Annotated in this window: 12 protein-coding genes; 10 read left to right on the top strand and 2 right to left on the bottom strand. The window is 48.6% G+C overall.

Annotation, left to right across the window (positions count from 1 at the left end; genetic code table 11):
- Window positions 1–4: 4 nt before the first annotated feature.
- The 6 genes from RCF31_RS23355 to RCF31_RS23330 all read left to right on the top strand — a co-directional run bounded on the left by RCF31_RS23355 (window position 5) and on the right by RCF31_RS23330 (window position 7,061).
- Window positions 5–820, top strand: a complete 816-nt coding sequence (locus tag RCF31_RS23355) for a glycosyltransferase (protein WP_416414062.1) — start codon at window positions 5–7, stop codon at window positions 818–820.
- A 68-nt stretch (window positions 821–888) separates the two neighbouring features.
- On the top strand, window positions 889–2,199 hold the full coding sequence (locus RCF31_RS23350) for a flippase (protein ID WP_416414061.1): 1,311 nt from the start codon (window positions 889–891) through the stop codon (window positions 2,197–2,199).
- The gene (locus RCF31_RS23345) at window positions 2,199–2,735 is read left to right on the top strand and encodes a serine acetyltransferase (RefSeq protein WP_416414059.1); all 537 of its coding nucleotides are present in this window, start codon (window positions 2,199–2,201) and stop codon (window positions 2,733–2,735) included. Before RCF31_RS23350 ends, RCF31_RS23345 begins: the two co-directional genes overlap by 1 nt.
- Before the next feature lie 70 nt (window positions 2,736–2,805).
- Entirely contained in the window at window positions 2,806–3,681 is an 876-nt protein-coding gene (locus RCF31_RS23340) for a beta-1,6-N-acetylglucosaminyltransferase (protein WP_416414058.1), read from the top strand.
- Between the two features lie 49 nt (window positions 3,682–3,730).
- Window positions 3,731–5,401, top strand: a complete 1,671-nt coding sequence (locus tag RCF31_RS23335) for a hypothetical protein (protein WP_416414057.1) — start codon at window positions 3,731–3,733, stop codon at window positions 5,399–5,401.
- A gap of 238 nt (window positions 5,402–5,639) precedes the next feature.
- Window positions 5,640–7,061 (top strand): hypothetical protein, encoded by a 1,422-nt coding sequence (locus tag RCF31_RS23330; RefSeq protein ID WP_416414055.1) that lies wholly within the window; start codon window positions 5,640–5,642, stop codon window positions 7,059–7,061.
- 53 nt (window positions 7,062–7,114) lie between these two features.
- Here the strand turns inward: RCF31_RS23330 and pckA are convergent, their stop codons facing one another.
- Entirely contained in the window at window positions 7,115–8,740 is a 1,626-nt protein-coding gene (gene pckA / locus RCF31_RS23325) for a phosphoenolpyruvate carboxykinase (ATP) (protein WP_416414054.1), read from the bottom strand.
- 217 nt (window positions 8,741–8,957) lie between these two features.
- On the opposite strand from pckA, the gene RCF31_RS23320 reads away from it, so the two are divergent.
- Together RCF31_RS23320 and RCF31_RS23315 are read left to right on the top strand one after the other, a co-directional pair.
- Entirely contained in the window at window positions 8,958–9,851 is an 894-nt protein-coding gene (locus RCF31_RS23320; RefSeq protein ID WP_416414157.1) for a LysR family transcriptional regulator, read from the top strand.
- Window positions 9,852–9,885: 34 nt separating this feature from the next.
- Window positions 9,886–10,677 carry a helix-turn-helix transcriptional regulator gene (locus RCF31_RS23315; RefSeq protein WP_416414053.1) on the top strand — a complete coding sequence of 264 codons (792 nt, stop codon included), beginning with the start codon at window positions 9,886–9,888 and terminating at the stop codon, window positions 10,675–10,677.
- Here RCF31_RS23315 and RCF31_RS23310 read toward each other — a convergent pair.
- On the bottom strand, window positions 10,674–11,237 hold the full coding sequence (locus RCF31_RS23310; protein ID WP_416414156.1) for a YbhB/YbcL family Raf kinase inhibitor-like protein: 564 nt from the start codon (window positions 11,235–11,237) through the stop codon (window positions 10,674–10,676). The two genes, RCF31_RS23315 and RCF31_RS23310, sit on opposite strands and share 4 nt — an antisense overlap.
- 440 nt (window positions 11,238–11,677) lie before the next feature.
- Between RCF31_RS23310 and RCF31_RS23305 the strand changes: the two genes are divergently transcribed.
- Complete coding sequence (locus RCF31_RS23305; protein ID WP_416414052.1) at window positions 11,678–12,403, top strand: SDR family oxidoreductase; 726 nt, start codon at window positions 11,678–11,680, stop codon at window positions 12,401–12,403.
- The gene (locus RCF31_RS23300) at window positions 12,333–14,687 is read left to right on the top strand and encodes a hypothetical protein (RefSeq protein WP_416414051.1); all 2,355 of its coding nucleotides are present in this window, start codon (window positions 12,333–12,335) and stop codon (window positions 14,685–14,687) included. The genes RCF31_RS23305 and RCF31_RS23300 overlap by 71 nt, the downstream gene beginning before the upstream one ends.
- Window positions 14,688–14,720: the final 33 nt, after the last annotated feature.

The following is a 14,720-nucleotide window of genomic DNA, read 5'->3' as shown; positions in this document are numbered from 1 at the left end:
ACGTATGTTACAACAACCATTCTCTGTATTGATGTCCTTATACTTTAAGGAAACACCAGAAAATCTGGAAAGTTGTTTTCTTAGCCTGGAGCAGCAAACGCTTCAGCCTAAGGAAATTATTCTGGTTATCGATGGCCCTATTGATAATGTACTGGAGGAAGTGGTGACACGGTGGGAAAGTAAACTCTCCGTTCAACGGGTACAACTGGAAAAGAATATCGGTTTAGGACTGGCGCTGGCCGAAGGAATGAAACACTGCTCCTGCGAATACATCGCGCGTATGGATACGGATGATATCTGTCTTCCGGAACGTTTTCAGCGACAGATGAAGTTTATGGAGGAAAATTCTGAAATTGCCTTACTGGGAGCTGCGGTTATTGAGTTTGATGAAATCGGCCAGCAGCGACTTAAACGTCTCCCTGAAAATCATACGGATATTAAACGCTTTTCAAGACTCAAAAACCCATTCAATCATATGAGTGTGATTTTTAAAAAGTCGGTAGTTGAGCAGGTCGGAGGCTATCGTCATCATTTATTTATGGAGGACTACAATCTCTGGTTAAGAATAATCGCAGGGAATTTTGCAACACATAATTTAACAGATATTTTGTTGAATGTTCGTGTCGGCTCTGGCATGTTAAAGAAACGCCGGGGTTTTAACTACATTAAGAGTGAAGCGTCTCTCTTTAATCTGAAAAGACAACTGAAGACGGTCTCGATAGTTAACAACCTTGCTGCTTTTCTTGTCCGGGTTTCTACCCGGGTTGCACCAGAGAAATTCCTTAACTTTCTTTATCGTGTTGATAGAGTGAAAATTTAACCGTTTCCTTGCCATCCCACCATATTTATTTTTGACGTGAAACAGTTTTGCTCTTACAGGAGATTGCTGTGAACAGGCGAGTAGTCACTAATGCTTTCTGGATTATCTCAGAAAAGCTGATAGCTGTATTTGGCCTGATTTTCGTTACGTCCTTCGTAGCAAAATATGTAGGGCCAGAGATATTTGGAGAGATCGCGTTCGCGACTTCAATTTTCCAGATAACGCAAATTGTTGCCCAGATGGGCAGTGATGTCATCATTTTCAAAAGGATGAGCAGGAACCAGCAGTCGGGGATCAAGATCACACTCACCACAGCCTGGTTCAGGTTGTTGATTTTTGCTGTGCTCTGTATTCCCTTCATTGCATTTACCTGGTGGCGATTGGGTGAAGAGGGCATCTATTTTGTCTTTGCATGTTGTCTGGCCTGCTTATTCACCACGCTGGATGTTTATAACCTGTTCTTTGATGCAAAGCTGGAGTCAAAAAAGAACACCTTGATCAATGTGATTGGTCTGGTGGTGAGCCTGCTTTGCCGCTGGGGGATTGCCTGGCTGGAAATGGATCCAGTCTGGTTATGTGTACCGATAATCCTGACAGGCCTGATACCTTTTATATTGCGTCGATTCCTTTTCCATCTGGAAATTGACCGGCCAACGGTGGTCTGGCGAAATCAGATGCGTTATGCAAAATACCTTTTTTATTCCGGTATGGCGTTTGTTATTTCCTCAATCTCGGTTGCACTCTATACGCGGCTCTCGATGATGGGGCTGGAATTTATGAAAGGTCATGGGAGTGTAGGGGTGTTCTCAGTTGCTGCCACTCTTGCAGGTGCATGGTCATTTGTGTTCAATGCCTTTACAACTTCTGCATTTCCTGCAATTTTTTCAGAAAATGATGAAGAGGAAGCATTGAACAAAACGGCCAGGCTTAATATCACGGTTATTGCTTTATCATTACCTGTTTTTATCGTGTCATTCTTTTTTGGTCGCTACTTCATCGATTATTTCTATGGCGAAAAATACGAGGCTGCCTATATTCCGTTGTTGATTATTTTTGGCTCGACTATGCTGTCAGCATTGGGGACCGTGTCAGGACGATTTATCGCGAAGTATTCGGGCTACGCATTTTTGTCCAAGAAAACACTGTTGGTACTGTTTACCAGTATGGCTTTGAATTTTCCGCTTATCTGGTTCTATGGCATCTACGGTGCAGCGTTAGCGACATTATTAACAGAACTTATTTCTCTGACTATCTTCAACTATTTTTTCAGAAATGGGATTGTCTTCAGACTCCATGTCAGAACATTTCAGATCAATTTTCTTGGTTTTCTTAACAATAAACAAATCAGGATTAACTATAACTCTGGATCAGGTGAGTAATGATGAATATTTTTCGCAGCATGAAACTGACATTGTCAGAAATTAAAATGAATCCAGGTATCAAGTCAAAGCTGGTTGTATTGCTGTATCGGCTGGCCTCTTTACATGCCCGGCGTGTGGCGGTGTTTTATCCGATAACATTGTTTTTTGTTATCATGCATAAGTTTTTTAATGAATTTATGTTTGGGATTGAAATCTCATATCGGACAAAAATTGGTCATGGATTTGTTATCTGGCATGCCTACTCGGTTGTCATCAATAGCGGATGTGTTATTGGCAAGAACTTCAATATCAGACAATGTTGTACCGTGGGAGGGAATCGGTTGTCCTACCCCGAGCACTTTATTATCGGTGATAATGTCTCGATGGGGGTTAACTCCTGTATTCTCGGTGATGATATTGAGATCGGCCATAATGTGGTGATAGGTGCCGGTGCCATAGTGATGACCAGTGTTGCCGACGATCGCTACGTGATAGCGCAAAAGCCTTTTATCAAAACCCGGAAATATCAACCTGAGAACATTCGTGTAGCCTGATATGAAGTGTTGCTTATCCTGTTGATTGAATTCATTAAAATGAGCTGTTTCAACTTTAGGAGAGTAAAGAATGAAGAAAATATTTTGTATTCTTTGCCATAAAATAACCAATCCACTTTTATATACGGTGAATTACTTATCTTCTTTTGAAGAAAATGTCATTTTGATCCATGTGGATGCTAAGTCTTCGATGGATGAATTTCAAGTTTTGACCGCGAAGAATGTTTTTTTTGTCAGAGATCGTGTTGATATATCCTGGGGAGGATACAGTCTCGTTGACTCGACGATTAAAACTTTCAATGAAGCATTAAATTTTAATTTTGATTATATGTTTTTAATTTCGGGAGATGACCTCCCATGTATGACCAATCAGGAAATCAATGATTTGTTATCTTCCATTGAAATGAGGAATCTGATCCACTATCAGGATAAACGCAATACTTATGTTGATCCTCTGCTCCGGGTCAGGTATGACTACCCATACTATTTCTATAAGAAAGATAAAAGCCTTCCTGAAAAGGTGAAGACTCGAATGTTCAGACTTATTATGCCATTTTATGTCAGCAGGCGTTTTAAACAGGATGCACATAAGGTAGCGCAGTTTTACAAAGGGACTAACTGGATTTCATTGAACCAGAAAACGTTACAGGCTTTAATGGCTTTTATTAATGCCAATGACTGGTATCGTGATTTGTTTCATCATTCTTTTATTTCTGATGAGGTTTTCTTTCATACTGCTCTTAAGGAGATCGGTGTGACCGATAATTATCATGACGAAAATAAACTGAATGATGCATTGAGATATATCGACTGGACAACCGGACCGGATTATCCAAGAACTCTTGATAGTAGTGACCTTGAAAGGATCAAAGCTTCAGGCTGTGTCTTTACCAGGAAAATATCATCAGGCATTCCTTATGAGTTCTTCGAAAAACTGATCCAATAAATAGTAAAGGGCTGGCATCCTGGCCCGCTCATTATCAGGGTATTTCAGAATGAAGTATATCTATGTTGATCCCTCATCGACTGCCCGTGGTGATGGGAGTCGGGAGCATCCCTTTCGTTCGATGGATGAAGTCATCGCCTCCGGTGTCACCCATCCTGTTACCGTTGCAATCAAATGTGGTACGCGTTTTAACTGGTCCTATCTTAGCCAGAACAAACTCGCCTTTTTCCTGAATCGTTCGGGTACACAAAGTGTCCTGACGTCTTATGGAGAAGGTGCCTGGCCGATCTGGTATCCTAAAGACGCCGCCACACGTCATACCGACACGACTTTCCAGAACTTTAATATCAATTCGTTACAGCTCTCCTCGCCGCCTGGCGAACAGCATACCGGAGGCTATCTGTATGGCACGGTGCGGGGAGACGAAAACGGGATATGCAATCTGGAAATTCACCATATTAATTTTATCGGTGATCCCGCCGCAATTTCTGGATCGGCACCCACTAAAGAAGTCGCCTGCATTCATCTGGCAGTCAGAGACAAGACAAATATTGCCCATAAAATCTTCCTTCATGATATTTACGGTGATCACATCAACTGTGGCATATTTTTTCGTGGTAACCCCAATCTTTCCGATCCTGCAACCTATTATGGCGACCAGCGCAAGAGTTATGGGGTGCGTATCCTTGATGTTTCATTCACTAATATCGTCAACTACGGCGTTTTACTTTCCGGTGCCGCCAGTAAAAATAAAAACCGTGATGTTCGTGGTGATGAATGGGAATCGGGTTGGGATAATATTTATTATTCTTCTTACCGCACTAATGTTTATAACCCGGTTAAAGATCCACAGGCCTGGACCACAGCCCGTGCTGATGTTCCGTTATGGATGACCATGTGCGCTTATGCCACCGGTCAGAATTTTGAGGTGCATGGTTCTGGTCCGGCAGCTCCTGATCGTTACGCACTGGATTTGGATTACCATTGCAATAATTGCCTGTTACGCTGGGGCTACCTGACCAATAATGCCAAGCCGTTTATGCTGGTTCAGGGGCCGTTTTCTAATAGCTGGTACCATGCTAACGGCTACAAACCACTCAGTGAAGATACCTACACTCTCTACCATACCTATGGTGTAGGCTGTGTCGATAACGTGATTGAATATATTGTCTCGTACAATGATGGGGTAGCGCGAACGCAACGGACCTCTGATATTTACTGGAAAAAAGCCTGCTGTTTCCGCTACTGCTATAATAACGTGGTGCGTAACTGCCTGTTTATCGACACCGTTTCTCAGGCCAATGACCATGTTCTTTATTGTAATCCACGTAAAGAGGATAACCCGGCGGCCATAGCGTTAACCCTGGAGAATTGTATTTTCTACTGGAAGCATCGGGATAATTCAGATCTTATCAGCCCAGAGCATGTTGCGACGTTTGGCAGTTTACTGACCAAATACGCTTTTAAAAATTGTATTTTCTTCTCAGAAGCCTGGCCGGACGCCGCGTCAGCAGCCTTACCGGGGGTTTTAACCCGTGATTTACATTATGTCGATCCTAAATTCAGATTCACTGTACCCCTGGTCCCTCCTGCGGGAATAAAAGAGGCAAAAAATATCCTTCAGCTCGCCAGTGATTCTCCGGCGTTAAAAAAAGGTACGGCCAACACCAGTGTGGATATATGGGGAAAAACAGGCAATAACATTGGCTGGCAGCAGTAACCAGCGGTCGATAATAATGATGTCCGGGACTCTTTTTTTGTGCTGTAGAGTTTTTTAATATGACCAGCATAGGCAGTGATTAATTATGACGATATCACGCAGAAATCTTTTACACTGGATCCTTCCTTCAGCACTTCTTACGCTGTTCTCAACCCGAAGTCCGGCGGCAGCTTCCGCTGAGGGCCAGTCAACAACTCATCCGGCGTCGGGCATTCCTCTCGCTACCAAAGCAGAACCAATGGCTGATGTTTTTAGCGGTGAAGGGAAGGCGATCGTTGGCAATGGTTTAGCCTCGGTGTTTGATCGGGTAAAACAACGCGGCCAGTTCGATATTGTGCAGGGCGCTTCGGACCCAAAAGGCATCGCCGGAATGACTTTTGGCGGCCCGGACAACCGGGCGGCTTTAATTATTGATGAACGCGGTCGTATGCAGACCTATGCGACAAAAGAAGGACGACCCACTGCGGCCAGAGTGGCGATTCCGTTCACTGAACCCTATGGGCAAGGTGTTGCCGCATGGAATGGCAGCATATTGCGATTACCTTTTGCCGGTGCAGAGGATGATACGCTGCATTCATCGTTGATTTTTCTCCCCAAATCCGACGGCTCTGCTGACATGTATATTGCCGGTCCCGGGCAATATACCGATTACGGTGTACCTTATGGCGGGGCCGGGGTGGTTGCTCCACGCGCATTAACGGATAATGATTTAATCGCGCCGTTGAGGAAGGGCAGTGTCTATCCCACTGGCTGGAACAGTCAGCCTTTTTGGGTCAAATTATTCGCGATTAAGACCGGTATCAGGAGCTCAGGCCCCAACTTCACCGGGTTTTATATCTCCGGCGGGACGTTATCAGAATCAATCTATACCTATCTTATCCAGTGCAATGATGTTCTGGTTTCGTCTCTGAATGCAGCTACCGCAAAGCATGTGTTGCGTATTACGAACCTGCGCGATCCTTCCGACTCACGACATGGCATTGCAGACCTGACGCAATTTGGCTATGTGTATGATGTTCCGAACAACATGCTCATCGTGTATGCAAAAATTGCCGCACGCAATGAAGGTGCGACGTTCATACCACTGCGTTATACCGATGCCGCAAATTCGGGTGTGGATAAAGTCTTTATTAACAGTTCAGGTGATGAGCACGTCACCAGTGAGCCTGATGGCATTGTGTATGTGGAAACGGCAAATTCATTAACATCAAATACCTATGTTCCACTTAACGACGGGCGCGTCGTGAAGACGCTGGGAGCGGTGATCCGCATTTGTGATGCGATACCGGCAGCAACCCGATCGCCGGTGCAGGATGGCTTTAAACAAAACGATAATTTTAGTGCGATTAATCGCGGTTATGCGCAGTCAGGTCAAATTGCGGTGACAAAGGAATCGACGGGGAAATATAAAGTCACAGGCGCATCCGCAATCAGGAAAAATTCCGCCTGGAGAATCAGCAATCCGATGATTGCGGGCGGAGGAGGAATGCAACATCTGGTGGCAGCCATCGAGTCGGACGCTTCAAATACTCTTGTGATTGGTGTCAGGTCGCTGAAGTACACCTATAACAGTGCGGAAGGTACTGTGACCCCGGTTGCCGGTGACTATGCTGATATTCCTGCTGATAGCTGGGTCGATATACATACGACACTGCTGTGATGCGTGCAAATGGCCTCCCCACTGAACACCGGGGAGGCATGCGTGCTTAGCCGTTATTCGCTGGCAACATCAGGCCCTGCCAGGGCGATGCGCGCGCCTTCCGGCGTTTCTGCGTACTGACTGAAGTTCGTCACAAACAGGCGGCCCAGTTTGGTCGCTTCTTCCTGCCATTTTTCTTCAGATCCCCAGCCATTACGCGGATCGAGCAGGCTGGTTTGCACTTCCGGCACCGCATCCGGGATCAGCAGCCCAAATACCGGCAGCGTGTTATCGCCGAGCACAATAGTGTCATTCAAAATGCCACGAATGATATTACGCGTATCACGCAGTGAAAGTCGCTCACCGGCACCATTCCAGCCGGTGTTGACCAACCAGGCTTCTGCACCCGTTTCGGCCATTTTCTCCGCCAGCACTTCAGCGTACTGGGTCGGATGCAGCATCAGGAATGCCGCGCCATAGCAGGCTGAAAACGTCGGAGTGGGTCGGGTAATGCCGCGTTCGGTGCCCGCCAGTTTCGAGGTAAATCCAGACAGGAAGTGATACTTCATCTGGTCAGTCGTCAGGCGCGATACCGGCGGTAATACGCCAAAAGCGTCAGCCGCGAGGAAAATCACTTTAGACGGATTTCCGGCACGCGATACCGGCTTGACGATATTCTCAATATGCGACAGCGGGTAGGAGACACGGGTGTTTTCGGTTTTGTGCCCATCAGCGTAATCAACGCTGCCGTCAGCTCTGACTACCACATTCTCCAGCAGCGCATCGCGGCGAATGGCGCGGTAGATCTCTGGCTCAGCGGCTTCACTCAGATTGATGGTTTTGGCGTAGCAACCCCCTTCAAAGTTAAACACGCCTTCATGGTCCCAGCCGTGTTCATCGTCACCGATCAGCTCACGCTGTGGATCAGTAGAAAGGGTGGTTTTGCCGGTTCCTGAGAGACCGAAAAACAGCGCGACATCGCCCGCTGCTCCACGGTTGGCTGAGCAGTGCATTGAAGCAATGCCCCGCTGCGGCAGGAAATAGTTCATCACTGAGAATAAACCTTTCTTCATTTCACCGCCGTACCAGGTGCCACCGATCAGTTGCATCTTCTCGGACAGGTTAAAGGCGACGAAATTCTCAGAGTTCAGGCCCTGTGCCTGCCAGTTCTGATTAGTGCATTTGGAACCGTTCATCACGATAAAATCAGGTGTGAAATTCTCCAGTTCTTCAGCCAGCGGCGGAATGAACATGTTTTTCACGAAGTGCGCCTGCCAGGCAACCTCGGTAATAAAGCGTACCGCCAGGCGTGAGTCGGTGCTTGCTCCACACCAGGCATCGACGACATACAGTTTTTTACCGGATAACTGGTTTGAGACCAGATGGCGTAATTCAGCCCAGACCGAAGGGGACAGGGGTTTGTTATCATTGCGGCCGGTACCGGCGTCAGACCACCACACGCTAGCCTGCGTCAGCTCGTCGCGGACAATATATTTATCTTTCGGAGAACGGCCGGTGAACTCGCCGGTATCAACTGCGACGGCACCGGATGCAGTCATCATTCCGCGCTCATAGCCACTGAGTTCAGATGAAGTTTCATGCTCGATAAGCAGATCATAATCCGGGTTATAGATCACTTCAGAAACGTCGGTGATCCCTAAATCTGACAGGGCAGTTTTAATCATCGCAGTGCTGGACATGTTATACCTGACTGATAGCTGGCTGAGTATTGGGTTGCATTAACTGCGACCGGTTGTTGAGCGTGATAGTTAACTGAGCTGTTAATGAGTTTGCGGAAATCAGTTAATCAACTGTTCTGGATACTAGCACCATCATTCAGATGCAATGATTGCATAATTTCTATATGCCATGCATAATTTGCATAGCGCCGGTTATGGTTTTGTGAGATTCCGCACTGTGGTTAGTAATCTTGAAGTTAAATGGTTTTATGACGTCATTGCTCTGGAAGAGACCCGCAGCTTTACCTTAGCGGCGGAAAAAAGAAACATTTCCCAGTCTTCATTTAGCCGGCGGATTCAATCACTTGAGTCTGCCATCGGCTTTGCCATCTTCGATCGCAGCGTCAATCCACTGCAACTTACCCGGCAGGGGAAGAGTTTTGTCGGTTACGCCCGCAACATGCTGGATGATATGGACTACCAGCTGAATCGAATCAAAGGGCTGGATAACTTTCGGCAAAGTATTAAGTTCGATGCCGCCCCCTCACTTTCCGTACTGCTGCTGCCTAACCTGATCGCCGGATACACCGATAGCGCTGAAAGAATTCATTATGTTGAGTCGATCAACGTTGACGAGGCGGTTTATAACCTGAAAGAAGGAAAAAGCGACTTTATTCTGACCTTCTACAACGAAGAGTTTATGAATTATCCCTTTATTCATCATAAGGTTTTTGATTCCTTCCTTCATCTGGTCAGCCCCTGTGATGTCGATGGCAGATCCTTATTCAGTCTGAATGGCGATGTTTTGCCGCTGATGAAATATGCCAACGACAGCTATATGGGGCGCCAGGTTAATCAGGTCATCGATAAAATTCCCGAGAATACCTTTACGCTCAGCTTTGTGTCTTCCATGAGTGAGCTGCTCAAACGGATGATCGTAAACGGTCATGGGGTGGGGTGGTTACCGCAGTATTCGATTCAGCGGGAATTACGAGAAGGTAAGCTGGCCATTATGGATGGTTCACTGTCGTTGCCGATTTCGGCATATGTTTATCGTTCGGGAGCGAGGCTAAATCTTGCGGCAGAGCGCTTCTGGCAGCATATAAAATCGCAAAATATCAGGCTGGATTAGTGTTAACCCATCATGTGACGAACTGAACCACACTATGGACCCTCAAAAAACACAACGAAAAATATGGCACCGTGACCAGATTGGCAGCACTGCCAGCGTCATTCAGACCCAGACGTTGCTCACCCGCAGCCTTGTGCTGGATGACACGGCGCTGATTCTGGTGCGGCAGGGCAGTAAAAGAGTCAGTTGGGAGCATCACGACCTGCTGCTCACTGCTGGTGACGCGGTGCTGGTGACGGCGGCTTGCCCACTTGATGTCACCAATATCCTTTCTGCGCATACCGGAACCTATGCAGCCGACTGGCTGAGTTTCCCCGGTTCGTTATCGGCAGCAATGCCCCATGCGCTGTATAACCTCAGCGACAGCTTTCGCTCCGCCTTTGATCACACCGCAGCGGCCATTATTGACAGCACTGGCGTACCGGCGCGGGTCGCCGCCAAACGGATGGAGGAGATGACGCTGTGGCTGGAGGATTTTGGTGTCCGGCTGGCTCCGGCGAAGACTGAGAAACTCAGCCTGAAAGTCAGAAAGTTGGTGGCGGGGGATCCGGCACGGGAGTGGCTCGCGGCGGAGGTGGCACAACATTTTGCTATGTCGGAAGCCACCTTCCGGCGCAGGCTCAGCATGGAAAACGCGGCTTTTCAGCAATTGCTTACCGAGGTGCGCATGTGCCATGCCCTGACGCTGTTGCAGGTGACGGACCTTTCGGTAACACAGGTCGCGCTAGCCGTCGGCTACGAAAGTCCGTCTAAATTTACCGTGCGTTTCCGCTCCCGTTTCGGGTTTAATCCCGGACAGATCCACGCGAAGATGGCGCTAGCTTAACGGCTCTGCGTGATTTCCAGACGCGCGCTGCCGAGCGACAAGGCATGGGTCATATATCCCACCAGTGCTGGCGTCGAGTCAGCGTTTACATTGGGCAGCTTATCGGTTTTCAGCGCCGTCAGGGTGATCACATAGCGATGGCGGGTGCCCAGCGGTGGGCAAGGGCCGCCATAACCCGGCATGCCGAAGTCGGTGCGGGTTTGTATCGCTGAACCGGGTAATCCCTGGTTATTCGTCGCGATGCCGCCGGCCAATGAGGTGGCATTCCCCGGTATATTCACCACCTGCCAGTGAACCCATCCCATGCCGGTGGGTGCATCACGGTCGTAAATCTGCAGCGCAAAACTGCGCGTGCCAGCGGGCGCTCCCTGCCAGTTCAGGACTGGTGAATGGTTATTACCCTGGCAACCAAAACCATAGGCTGCGCTGAGCAACTGGTCGCTGGCGAAATGTCCCTGTTTTACCTGCGGGCTGGTCAGTGTGAATGTCGGGGTTGCCAGCGCGGGGCCGGTGAAGATGAAAGATAAGGCGGCGATGGCAATTATTCTGCGGTTGGTCATGGCGGTATCCATAGTTGAGAGGGGTGCTGCATCATAGATTGCCGCCTTACGTACTGACGCGCCCGACCCCGTCATTTCTCCCTCCAAAACGCGCAATGTATTGCGTCGATAATTTTCCCAGGTTTTCTTTGAATTTTCCTGTAGCACGACAGAATGATAGTAATAAGAATGAGAATCGTAGCGGTGCAAGTTAGTACAGAGTCATACCGATGCTGTTATTAAGGTGTTTCAGAGGTATGAATAATTGCATCTAAATGAAAGTGATAAGGGATAATATTTTCTTATCCCACGTCTTTATCGGGGTGAATTGAGTTTTCTGATAAAGTTCACTGCCTATGACGATTTTTTTCAATGAATTATCTATTTAACTGCCATTTAATCTTGATGGAATAACGTGGCCGGAATAGCCACTGTTTACACATCATCATTAGATTACATCCATGCAAAAAATATTAATCACGGGCGCAACAGGTTTTCTTGGCGGCGCGGTAACAGGTAATCTGTTAAAGAAAGGTCAAATAAATAATCTGCTGCTGCTTGTCAGGGGAGAAACGCCTGAAGAGGGGCTGGAGCGGGTTAAAAAAAATCTGGCGAAGTTCGGGCTGAATAGCATTCTGCTGGACTCTCTGACACCTCAACAAATCCTGCCTGGCGATCTCTCCGAACCAGAGCATTTTACAGCGGATCCCCGGCTTGATGATGTTACTCACGTCCTGAATTGCGCCGCTGTGGCATCGTTCGGGAACAATCCCTGGATCTGGAAGGTAAACGTGGAAGGCACCTTTAAGTTCGCCAGCCGGATGAGCCGGGTCAGTGGACTTAAACGTTTTGTACATGTGGGAACCGCGATGTCCTGTGCTCCGCGTGCCAACAGCCTGGTGACGGAAAGCGAACGGGCAACCTCCCGCCAGCAGCACATTGTCGAGTACACCTGGAGCAAAGCGACGATTGAAAGAATGATGATGGAGTCCTTGGCGTGCCGCCCAGACGGGCATGGCGCACGGACTGAACCCGGCCCAGCACAGCGACTTTCATTCGCAAATCAGAGGGGTGGTATCCAGCCCGCTGGGTATGATGCTGAATGTTCACCGTGCGATGGAAGATCTTGCCGAAGCGTCAATGTCGGCGTCAGAGAAGAAGCCGCAGGTGAAAAGAGAGCTGCGTGATCGCGGCAACATACTGACACCGGATCAGCGCAAGGAAACGTTGCATCAGTACCAGGAAGCAAAGCTGGCCGAGCTGGATAAGAAACGGATGGCGGCAGAGCAGCAGATAGAGACGCTGGGGCGGGTGATGGAGATGACGGAGCGTGAGCTGGGCGATATGCAGAAAACCTTCCTCATGCGGCAGCACCAGAACAGCATCGGGGTCATACGTACCCTCTGCCGCGCTTCGGCAAAACGGTGCCGGGATGCGATGGCGGAGATGAGCCGGGAGATGGAGCAGCTGGTTAATCCGGGCGGAAACAGCGGGATACCGGCCTCAGCGCTGCGCGGTAAGAAAGATTACAAAAATGCCCAGCGAGCCATTATGAAATGCCTGCGGGCTACCGACGCGGCGATGAAAAAGCTGTCGGCCGAAGTGGCAGAAATCACTCACAAGCAGATTAACCTGTTTTCGAAGGATGCGAAGCTGGTGAAGTATATTGCCGGGGTGCTGCACGCCAGTAAAGCGCAGATCCCGGAGGCAGCAAGCGCGGAGGAGCGGGCGCATCTGCTGTCGCTGTTCGACAGGGTGGTTGATGAGCTGGGTGACGTTTTTAAAACGGAGAAGGACCCGGAGGGCAAAGCGTTTATAGATCGTGTCAGGCGGGAGGGCGTGCTGCTGGAGATGAAGGCGAACCTGGCAGCGGAGACGCCGGAAAAAGCGGCGGCCCACCTGGAGGGCTGGGTGCAGAAGATGACGAAAAAGTCGTCCGGGGCAGTGTCAGGGGCGTTTGCGAAAAGGATGGTACAGACGCTGTTTGGTCAGACAGCGAAGAGCCTGCTGGGGGGCACGTTCCAGGGGGCGAAGATACTGGGTTTCGGCTACAGGATAGCGAAAGAAATTGACCGCTTTGTCACGGACAGGGGAAGGCTGGAGAGCGCGTGTACGCCGGCGCAGTTTGTCCGGGCCGCTGATTTAGATGCGGTGGAAAACCGGCTGGTGTACGGGATAGTGGAACAGACAGTGAGTTTATTTACGCCTTCGGCGGTGAAAGCCGTCGTGAAGGGCGGTTTTGTGGTGGACAAAATCAGGCAGGAGGGTTTCCGGAAGGTGTTGAAGGATACCTGTGGTGGTCTGCCTGGGGACGTTGGAATCGAGTCAGGTTCTCAGGGTATGGTCGCAGCCGGAGTGGCAGGAGTGAATGCGCTGCATAAGGCTGCAGAAACCAGTGCTGCGCAGTCAGCCGCCAGTGCTGAAGGAAAGGCGGGTGAAGCGGAGAGAATTCCGGTGGGTAATAGCCGCCCGACAGAAACTAACCGGATAGCGGAGCCGCAGGAAAAGAGGCATGTCAAACGAAGTACACCGCCCGCCATGGAACAGGCCGCATCGGATGCCAGTGCCGTACAGCCAGCGGTAACCGGCTCGCCGGCAGTTGCAGAGGCAGAGGACGATGCTCTGGTAGATGCCAGCCAGAACTCGCCTGTTGACAGTACCGACGACATCGAATTCACAATAACCGAAGAGGAATATAACGATACGCAAATCGGTATGGACGTCCGCAATAGCACCAAAGTCAGAACATTTATTGAGAAAGATATTCAGAAGGTCATAGACAGGCATCCTGATGGACATGGAAAAATAACCTCACCCTATAGCTATGTGGATACTGTTAATTATAAAACAAAACCGCCCACTTTTGATCGCAAGCGCGTGATTGACGTCTATACCGGTAACGGTGTTACTGATGATGTAAAGATATTGTGGGAAGGTGGCACGGGTAAGCGTGATTCAACTGATACCAGCGAAGCTTTCCGCAGGGATCTTTTTGGACATAAGCCGTATAAGATAAACAAGGAAACACCTTTTATAATTACTCCTCTTACACCTGATGATATAAATCATTCTCAGCGTTCATATACCAGGCTGCGTAAGGCATGGACGAATCATATGACTGGAATGCGAGCACGAATGCCGGAACTGGCAACACTTTACCGCAACGTATTTAAGCTTGGTTTTACCAATGCACTCGGTTCGTCGGAAAACAATCTTTCCGAAACCGAAAAAACGACGATAAAAGGCTACTTAAACGGTGACACCAGCGGTGTTATTACTCTGAGATACAATGGACAACCGGTGCCGGACCTTATCGCCCTGGTTGTACCTGGCACCCCGGAGAATGAAACACATATATTAGTTATGGATTATGATGGCAACTTCAAACGGGTTAAGGCCACTCGTGAACTTGGTGAAAAAACGGATGGTGATACCCGCTACGCATTTAAACCTGATGAAGAGACTCAGTAATTTATTTCCCGCCGTCTGGTTTTGGGTGACAGG

Source organism: Pantoea sp. App145, from assembly GCF_047947045.1.
In the GTDB taxonomy this organism is placed as follows: Bacteria; Pseudomonadota; Gammaproteobacteria; order Enterobacterales; family Enterobacteriaceae; genus Pantoea.
The sequence above is the reverse complement of the archived record's forward strand: the minus strand, read 5'-3'. Positions and strand labels throughout refer to the sequence as shown.

Bases quoted from the DNA above. Each gene is read 5' to 3' on its own strand.
- RCF31_RS23355 (WP_416414062.1), top strand. From the start codon at position 5: ATGTTACAACAACCATTCTCTGTATTGATGTCCTTATACTTTAAGGAA.
- RCF31_RS23345 (WP_416414059.1), top strand. From the start codon at position 2,199: ATGATGAATATTTTTCGCAGCATGAAACTGACATTGTCAGAAATTAAA.
- RCF31_RS23340 (WP_416414058.1), top strand. From the start codon at position 2,806: ATGAAGAAAATATTTTGTATTCTTTGCCATAAAATAACCAATCCACTT.
- RCF31_RS23335 (WP_416414057.1), top strand. From the start codon at position 3,731: ATGAAGTATATCTATGTTGATCCCTCATCGACTGCCCGTGGTGATGGG.
- RCF31_RS23330 (WP_416414055.1), top strand. From the start codon at position 5,640: ATGGCTGATGTTTTTAGCGGTGAAGGGAAGGCGATCGTTGGCAATGGT.
- pckA (WP_416414054.1), bottom strand. From the start codon at position 8,740: ATGTCCAGCACTGCGATGATTAAAACTGCCCTGTCAGATTTAGGGATC.
- RCF31_RS23315 (WP_416414053.1), top strand. From the start codon at position 9,886: ATGGACCCTCAAAAAACACAACGAAAAATATGGCACCGTGACCAGATT.
- RCF31_RS23310 (WP_416414156.1), bottom strand. From the start codon at position 11,237: ATGACCAACCGCAGAATAATTGCCATCGCCGCCTTATCTTTCATCTTC.
- RCF31_RS23305 (WP_416414052.1), top strand. From the start codon at position 11,678: ATGCAAAAAATATTAATCACGGGCGCAACAGGTTTTCTTGGCGGCGCG.
- RCF31_RS23300 (WP_416414051.1), top strand. From the start codon at position 12,333: ATGGAAGATCTTGCCGAAGCGTCAATGTCGGCGTCAGAGAAGAAGCCG.